Below are 7,858 nucleotides of genomic sequence, written 5' to 3'. Positions count from 1 at the left end.
GTGGCGTTGTGCCGGGCCCACCGCGTCGTGCGGCCGTCCACCGAGAGGGTCATGACCAGCAGGGTATCCGACACTAGGGGTATCTGCTACCGTCAGTGTCGAGCAGATTCACTCAACGACGAGGAGCATCATGGCCGAACGCACCGCCGTCATCGTGGGCGGCAACCGCATCCCCTTCGTCAAGGCAGGCGGTGCGTACGCGCAGGCGTCCAACGTGGCCATGCTGACCGCCGCCATCGACGGACTGGTGGCACGTTTCGGGCTCGCGGGCGCCACGATCGACGAGGTCGTCGCCGGCGCCGTCCTGAAGCACTCGCGCGACTTCAACCTCACCCGCGAGGCCGTGCTCGGCTCCGCGCTGTCGCCCCACACCCCCGCCTGCGACCTGCAGCAGGCCTGCGGGACGGGTCTGGAAGCGGTCGTGTACGCCGCCAACAAGATCCGTCTCGGGCAGGCTGAGACCGCGATCGCCGGGGGCGTCGACAGCGCCTCCGACGCCCCCATCGTCGTGAGCGAGGGGCTGCGCTCGGCCCTGCTGCGGGCGAACCGGGCGCGATCCCTGCCTCAGCGCCTCGGCGCGCTGGCGGGCATCCGTCCCGCCGACCTGATGCCCGTACCCCCGGCCGTCGTCGAACCGCGCACCGGCCTGACCATGGGCGAGAGCCAAGCCCTCACCAACGTCCGCTGGGACATCACCCGGGACGCACAGGACGAGCTCGCCGCCACCTCGCATCAGCGGCTCGCCGCAGCCTGGGAGGACGGATTCTTCGACGATCTGGTCACCCCCTACCTGCGGGTGACGCGTGACGGCCTGTTGCGCCCCGACACCAGCGTGGAGAAGCTGGCCACACTCAAGCCCGTCTTCGGAGGCCCCGAGGGCACCATGACTGCGGGCAACTCCACCGCGTTGACCGACGGTGCCGCCGTCGTCCTGCTCGCTGAGCGGGGCTACGCCGAGGACCATCACTGGCCCACCCTGGCCACCGTGGTTGACGCCCACGTGGCCGCCGCCGACTACGTCACTGGGGAGGAGGATCTGCTGCTCGCCCCGACCCGGGCGATCCCCGTCCTGCTGGAGCGCAACGGGCTGAGCCTGGCCGACTTCGATCTGATCGAGATCCACGAGGCGTTCGCGGGCACCGTGCTCGCCACGCTCACCGCCCTGGAGAGGTCGGGGGTCGGGGTGGTCGACCGCTCCCGGCTCAACCCGCGGGGCAGTTCGCTGGCGGCCGGGCATCCCTTCGCCGCCACCGGCGGGCGGATCGTCGCCACCGCGGCCAAACACCTGCATCGCCTCGGGAGCGGTTCCCGCGGCTTGATCTCGATCTGCGCGGCGGGCGGCATCGGCGTCGTCGCGATCCTGGAGGGAAGCTGACATGAGCGTCGTGGAGAGCCTGTTCCGTTCCCCCCTCGGCCGACGGTTGGCCGCCAAGGCGGGCTTGCCCGATCCCCCGACGCTGCGCCGCGGACGCGTCGGACCGCTCGGGGAGGTGCTGCTCGCGGAACTGCCCGGGGGAGGCGTCGCGGCGGCGACCCTGGCTCAGCTGGGCGTCGCTCCTGGCGTCCCGCTGCAGGACACCCCCGAGTCCCGGACGCCGGACGAGAAGGGTCGTCCGCAACCGCTGCGCTACGAACGCCGCCCCGGCGCGCTGGTGATCGACGCCACCGGCGTCCGGACCATCGCCGATCTGGAAGGGCTGCGCGCGGTCCTGCGTCCGATCATGAAACGGCTCGAGCCGTCGGGACGCGTCATCATCGTGGCCACCGACGCGAGCGCCGTCGCCGGGCTGGAGGCCAAGGCCGTCGCCCAAGGAATCGACGGCATCAACCGCACCGTCGCCAAGGAACTGCGCGACGGTGCCACCGCCAACCTCCTCCTGCTGCGTGACGGCGTCCGGCCCGACGACCTCGCCTCCACGCTGTCCTTCCTGCTGCAGGGCCGGTCGGCGTTCGTCGACGGCCAGACCTGGCGGGTCGCCGCTCGCAAGCCCGGCGACGAGACCGCCCTCGACTATGAGCCGTCGCGCCCGTTCGCGGGCCGGATCGTCGTCGTCACCGGGGCCGCCCGCGGGATCGGGGCGGCCATCGCGGCGACCTTCGCGCGCGATGGAGCCTCGGTGGTCGCGGTGGACGTACCTCCGGCCGGGGACGCGCTGTCCACGGTCGCGAACGACCTGCGCGGATCCGCCCTGCAACTCGACATCACCTCCGCAGACGCCGGCCAGCGGATCGCGGCCCACGTCGCCCAGATTCATGGGCCCGACGCGAGGATCTGGGCGATCGTGCACAACGCGGGCATCACGCGCGACAAGCTCCTGGCCAACCTCGATGACGCGCAATGGGGGGCCGTGCTCCGGGTCAACCTCGCCGCCGAGATCGCGATCAACGAGGTTCTCCTCGGCGATGTCCCCGGCGGCCTGGGCCAGCAGGGACGCATCGTGGGGATCGCGTCCACCTCCGGTGTTGCCGGGAACAAGGGGCAGACGAACTACGCGGCCTCCAAGGCCGGCGTCATGGGCCTGGTGTGGGCGCAGGCCGAGGAACTCACCGGGCGTCCCGTCACCGTCAACGCGGTCGCTCCCGGCTTCATCGAGACCGACATGACCGCCGCGATTCCGTTCGTGCAGCGGGAGGTCTTTCGCCGCACCAACTCGCTGTCCCAAGGGGGGCGTCCCGTCGACGTGGCCGAGACCATCGCCTACTTCTGCGACCCGGCCTCGGGCGGAATCGACGGGCAGGTCGTCCGGGTCTGCGGACAGAACCTGGTGGGCGCCTGATGGCCGAGGTCGTGTTCGACGACCTCCCGGCCGGGGGGCCGCTCCTGGCCCGGTCGCTGGCACGGATCGGGGCGCGACCGCGCAAGGTGGCGACCCTGCCGGAGACGCGCGTGGCGGTGAAGGGGCATCGGCAAGACGCCGGACGCCTGGCCCGCTACGACGCCGTCTGCGGGTTCACGCTGCGCGACGCGGTGCCACCGACCTGGCTTCACGTGCTCACGTTCAGTCTGCAGTTGGCCCTGATGAGCCGGCGCGAGTTCCCGTTCGGGCTCGCGGGGTTGGTGCACGTGTCCAACGACATGACGTTGCTGCGCCCCGTTGGCCTGGGCGACGCACTCGACCTGTCGGTGCGGGCGGCGGAGCTGGCGCCCCACCGGCGCGGGGCGACGTTCGCTCTGATTGGGGAGGTGCGTGTCGGGAAGGAGTTGGTGTGGCGCGGGTCCAGCACGTACCTGGCGCGCGGGGTCGCCACCGACGGCGAAGCCGTGCGGCCGGAGCGGCTCGACGAACCGGACGCCCGCGACAGCCAGGCCTGGCGGCTTCCCGCCGATCTGGGGCGCCGGTACGCCGCAGTCTCCGGCGACGTCAACCCCATCCACCTCTCCCCGCTGGCCGCCCGGGCGTTCGGCTTCCGCCGCACCATCGTGCACGGCATGTGGACGCATGCGCGCGCGCTCGCAGCCCTGGAGGGCCGCCTGCCGCCGACGTATCGGGTCGTCGTCGACTTCACCAAGCCCATCCTGCTGTCGGGGCGCGTCGGGTTCGCTGCGCGGGCCAGGGACGAGGGGTGTGCCTTCGCCGTCCGGGCGCCGAACGGCACGCCCCATCTGCTCGGGCAACTCACCCCGGCGGGCTGAGCGACCGGGGTGAGGTGCTGCCTGAGCGTTGCACGCGGTGCCGTGCGGGATCGCTCCGGGCGCCGGGTTGGGAAGCCTCCCGGAGCCGCGTCGTCCCCGGGCTCAGGGAGCGGGGATCTCGCCAGGTCCGGCGGCCGCCAGCTCGCTCACGCGGACCAGGACGCGTAGCTGGGCGGCGCGAAACGACTCCACCATCGCGGCGGCGACCGCCTCATGTGCGAGTCGGCGCGGCACGGCCCCGCGCGCTGCCCCGGTCACGCTGGGGAACTGTTCCTTGGCCCCTTGCACCTGGGCGACGATGCGCCGTGCCAGGTCTTCGATCTGCTCCGGCGTGGCATCGTCGGGAAGCTGTGTCAGTTCCTCGTCGGTGTCGGTGGGTTCGTGACGGGCCAGCAGGTCACGTAGCTGCGCGACCGACTGGTCATCCAGCACCCGGGACGCCACGGCCAGCACGCTGCGGTCGGCATCGGCGAGACCGGCGAGCACGTCGGCGAGTTCAGCGGGGACTTCCCAGCCGACGCCGTGGGTGCGCAGCAGCGCCAGCCGGGCGCGATTCGCCTCCAGCCTGCGGATCTTGGCCTCCAAGGTGGCGTCCAGTTCGTCGATCAGGGTGTCGGCGTCGACGTCGTCGATCTCCTTGATCCGTGCGAGCGGCAGACCCAGCTCGGCGAGACTCACGATGTGGATCAGCCGGCGCAGATGCGCGACCCCGTAGTGCTTGTAGCCGTTGACGCCTCGCTCGGGTTCGGCCAGCAGTCCTACAGAGTGGTAGTAGCGGACTGCCTTCTGGGTGGTGCCGGCCAGGGCTGCCACCTGCCGGGTGCTCCAGGTGAGTCGATCGGACATGGGCGCCCTCCTCAGTGGCGGGCCAGCGCGTCGCGTAGCAGGCCGTGATCGAGCCGATGAGCGGTCAGCCCGATCCGTCCGGTCATGGTGCCCGCCGCCAGAAGGGCGTTCACGATGGATTCCTCGGTCGCGTCGATGGTGGCGGTGAACAGGGCATCCATCACGTCCCCGGACACCGTCTCGACGCTGTGTCGCGTGGGCTCCGGAGTCGTCAGGTCGACCGAGGCCAGGGTGTGGACGCCCGTGCTGAACGCCAGCATCAGATCCCCGCTGGTGTGCTCGCCCTGCCCGCCGACCCGCCCAACCCCCAGCGCTGCGCGCTGCGCCAGCCGCTCGCACTGGTGGGGCAGGAGCGGGGCGTCGGTCGCGACGATGACGATGATCGACCCCGTCCCGGGAGGCGCCGCCACGCTGAGCCCGGGGATCGTCTCGGTGCCCAGCCGCCGCCCCACGGGGACGCCGTCGATGCGCAGGTGGCGCCGCGCCCCGTGGTTGGCCTGCACCAGGACGCCGACGGTGTAGGCGTCCTCGCCGATGCGGACTTGCCGGGAGGCCGTCCCGATGCCGCCTTTGAACTCGTGGCAGATCATGCCGGTGCCGCCGCCGACGTTGCCCTCGGCGACCGGTCCGTCGCTGAGGGCGTCGAAGGCGGCCTCCACGTCCGCGCCGGTGACGTGCTGGCCGTTGATGTCGTTGAGGAAGCCGTCGTAGGTCTCGCCGACGACGGGCAGGTAGAAGTAGAACTCCTGGGGCTGCCGCTCGCGTCCCAGGCGGGCGATGATCGCGTCGCGGACGAGCCCGAGCGCGTGGGTGTTCGTCAGCCCGATGGGGGTGGTGAGCGCGCCGTTCTCCCGGATCCACGCCAGGCCGGTCAGTTCGCCGCATCCGTTGAGCCGGTGCGACCCGGCGTGGACGGGGGAGCGCCACACGTCCGGTCGCGGTTCGATGATCGTGACGCCGGTGCGGACGGCGTGCACCCCTTCGCCGCGGATGAGTGTCTGATGTCCGACGCGGACGCCCGGGACGTCGGTGATCGCGTTGTGGGGGCCGGCGGGAAGGTCGCCGATCGTGATGCCCAGGTCGGTGGCGCGTTCGCCGCTCATGGTGCTGGCTCCTTGGTCGTCGTGGACGTGACGCCTCCGCGTCGAATGCGGGGCGTCACGACCTTAAACCGTGCCCTTGGGGCACAGTCAACGTCGGGAGGTGGGGGCGTTCACCCCTGGACGGGCCCCAGCCAGAACGAGGCCGCGGTGGCGTGCGCGGACTCGGGGTCGCTGGGGTGGAACATGCCGGCCAGCACGTCGCGGTAGATGCGGGAGAGTTCATTGCGGGTGAAGTACGACGACCCGCCCGACACCAGCATGGCGTCGTCGGCGACCTGCTTGGCCATCACGACGGCTCGGTGCTTCAGCCCCGACAGCGAGAAGAACCAGGACGCACCCCGGTCGGCGACCGCGTCGACGTCATGGGCGATGGTGGCGATCTGCATGGGCAAGGCGTCGTAGGCCAGCGCCATGTCGGCGATGCGCCAGCGGATGTCGGGATCCTGGCTGTAGGTGGTGCCCGACTTCTTGGAGCGGCGCTTCTGGACGGTCTCCACGGCCAGATCGAGGGCGCGCCGGGCGATGCCGGTGTAGACGGAGGCGAGCAGCACCTCGAACACGCTGAAGATGCCGAACACGATCGGGTCCGGGTTGGGGCCGGGCGCCACCGTCCTGACGACGCGATCGGCGGGCGCCACGACGCCATGAAGTTCGGTGGTGCGGCTCTGGGAGCCCCGCATCCCGAGGGTGTCCCAGTCGTCGCGGGTGACGACCTGCTCGGTGCGGGGAACAAACGCGTACACCAGCTTCGGGTCGTCCGGGTCGCTGCTGTCGAGGCCGTGGAGGCCCAAGTGGTTCCATACCGGGGCCAGGGAGGTGAAGATCTTGGTGCCGGTGAACGCGTAGCCGCCATCGGGCTGGGGGACGGCCTGGGTGTCGCTGCCGAACAGCACCAGGTCGTTGCCCGCCTCGCTGATGCCGAACGCGAACACTTCGCCCGCGGCGGCACCGGTCTGGACGAAGGCCAGGTCGTCGATGCCGCGATCCTGCATCACCTTCGCCACGCCGGTCCACACCAGGTGCATGTTGATCGACAACGCGGTGGCGGGTGACGCGGAGGCGAGCCGCTGCTGCAGTACCGCGGCCTGCTCCAGGCCGAGCCCGAACCCGCCCCGGTCGGCGGGCACGAGGATCCGCAGGTAGCCTGCCTCCCGCAGTTCGGCCAGGTCTTGGTCAGGAAACACGTTGTCGGCGTCCACCTGCGCGGCCCGCGAGCGGATGCGCTCCAGCAGATCGTCGGGCAGGTAGGTCGTCGGGTCGAAGGTCGCAGAAGTCATGGGGTCATTCTCCCGCGCGGTCCCGGGAATGACCACGGGCTGCCCACGCTCGACAGGCAGGGGCCTCGGGGTGGCGGCCCTAAGCTGGCCGCCATGCCGCGCATCATTCACACCGGTCAGGCGCTCGTGGACGCCACCGCGATGGTCCCCGCGCTCCCCGAGCAAGGGCAGAACGTGATGGCACTGGGATGGTCGCAGCAGGCCGGGGGAGCGGTGAATATCCTCGCGGCCGCAGCCCGTTCCGGGGCGGCGTGCGTCCACGCGGGAGCGATCGGCACGGGCCCGAACGGCGACCTGATCCGGGCTGCGCTGGTGGAGGCGGGCGTCGCCTGGTCCGCTCCGGCCATCCCCGACGCCGACACCGCGCTGTGCATCGTCTTGGTGGAGCCGTCCGGCGAACGCACCTTCGTGACCACGCTCGGGGCCGAACGAAAGCTGAGCGTCGCCGGGCTCGCCACGAGCGCCCCCGAGCCGGGCGACCTGGTGTGTGTGACCGGCTACTCGCTGGCCGTCCCCAGCACGCGGGACCCGTTGCTGGACTGGCTGGCCGGCCTGCCCGCCGGGGTGGGCATCATTCTGGATCCCGGCGCGGTGTTCGCAGGCCTGCCCGCCGAGGTGAGAACCGCCGTGCTGACCCGCACCACCGTCTGGACCTCCAACCAAGAGGAGGCCGAGGCGCTCGTCGGCCCGGCGTCCATGGCGCAGGCCGCCACCCGGGTCGCTGCACTGCTGCCGCCCGACGCGGTGAGCATCGTCCGGGACGGTCCGGCCGGGTGCGCCGTCCACGCGGGGAACGCGGCGGTCGTCGTCCCCGGCTACCCTCAAGAGCCGATCGACACCAACGGCGCGGGGGATGCCCACACCGGCGTCCTGCTCGCCGAGCGGGCTGCCGGGACCGACTGGGTGGAGGCCTGCCGCCGCGCGAACGTCGCCGGGGCCATCAAGGTCACCCGCCGAGGCCCCGCCACCGCGCCGACCGCCTCCGAGATCGACGCCTT

At 71.7% G+C, this 7,858-nt stretch carries 7 protein-coding genes; 4 read left to right on the top strand and 3 right to left on the bottom strand.

The features are described 5' to 3' along the window. Positions 1-130 precede the first annotated feature (130 nt). Genes V7E09_RS13290 through V7E09_RS13280 form a run of 3 tightly spaced genes read left to right on the top strand, consistent with a single transcriptional unit; the run spans position 131 to position 3,634 of the window. A complete protein-coding gene (locus V7E09_RS13290; RefSeq protein ID WP_324510356.1) occupies positions 131-1,375 on the top strand; it encodes an acetyl-CoA C-acetyltransferase in 1,245 nt (414 codons plus the stop codon). A gap of 1 nt (position 1,376) precedes the next feature. Continuing rightward, on the top strand, positions 1,377-2,777 hold the full coding sequence (locus tag V7E09_RS13285; protein WP_324510355.1) for a 3-oxoacyl-ACP reductase: 1,401 nt from the start codon (positions 1,377-1,379) through the stop codon (positions 2,775-2,777). Continuing rightward, positions 2,777-3,634, top strand: a complete 858-nt coding sequence (locus V7E09_RS13280; protein WP_324523524.1) for a MaoC family dehydratase — start codon at positions 2,777-2,779, stop codon at positions 3,632-3,634. Before V7E09_RS13285 ends, V7E09_RS13280 begins: the two co-directional genes overlap by 1 nt. A 102-nt stretch (positions 3,635-3,736) precedes the next feature. Here V7E09_RS13280 and V7E09_RS13275 read toward each other — a convergent pair whose 3' ends face one another. From V7E09_RS13275 to V7E09_RS13265, 3 genes are all read right to left on the bottom strand, one after another. After that, entirely contained in the window at positions 3,737-4,480 is a 744-nt protein-coding gene (locus V7E09_RS13275) for a MerR family transcriptional regulator (RefSeq protein WP_324510353.1), read from the bottom strand. Positions 4,481-4,491: 11 nt separating this feature from the next. Then, positions 4,492-5,583, bottom strand: coding sequence for a DmpA family aminopeptidase (locus tag V7E09_RS13270; protein ID WP_324510352.1), 1,092 nt, complete (start codon positions 5,581-5,583; stop codon positions 4,492-4,494). 110 nt (positions 5,584-5,693) lie between these two features. Further along, positions 5,694-6,860, bottom strand: coding sequence for an acyl-CoA dehydrogenase family protein (locus V7E09_RS13265; RefSeq protein ID WP_324523523.1), 1,167 nt, complete (start codon positions 6,858-6,860; stop codon positions 5,694-5,696). 93 nt (positions 6,861-6,953) lie between these two features. On the opposite strand from V7E09_RS13265, the gene V7E09_RS13260 reads away from it, so the two are divergent. Continuing rightward, positions 6,954-7,858 (top strand): PfkB family carbohydrate kinase (locus tag V7E09_RS13260; protein WP_324523522.1); only part of this gene is annotated, 905 nt, incomplete at its 3' end.

This window comes from Propioniciclava sp., assembly GCF_036744435.1.
Taxonomy (GTDB): Bacteria; Actinomycetota; Actinomycetes; order Propionibacteriales; family Propionibacteriaceae; genus Propioniciclava.
Note: the sequence above shows the minus strand (reverse complement) of the source record. Positions and strands in the feature narration are given on the sequence as shown.

Bases quoted from the DNA above. Each gene is read 5' to 3' on its own strand.
- V7E09_RS13290 (WP_324510356.1), top strand. From the start codon at position 131: ATGGCCGAACGCACCGCCGTCATCGTGGGCGGCAACCGCATCCCCTTC.
- V7E09_RS13285 (WP_324510355.1), top strand. From the start codon at position 1,377: ATGAGCGTCGTGGAGAGCCTGTTCCGTTCCCCCCTCGGCCGACGGTTG.
- V7E09_RS13280 (WP_324523524.1), top strand. From the start codon at position 2,777: ATGGCCGAGGTCGTGTTCGACGACCTCCCGGCCGGGGGGCCGCTCCTG.
- V7E09_RS13275 (WP_324510353.1), bottom strand. From the start codon at position 4,480: ATGTCCGATCGACTCACCTGGAGCACCCGGCAGGTGGCAGCCCTGGCC.
- V7E09_RS13270 (WP_324510352.1), bottom strand. From the start codon at position 5,583: ATGAGCGGCGAACGCGCCACCGACCTGGGCATCACGATCGGCGACCTT.
- V7E09_RS13265 (WP_324523523.1), bottom strand. From the start codon at position 6,860: ATGACTTCTGCGACCTTCGACCCGACGACCTACCTGCCCGACGATCTG.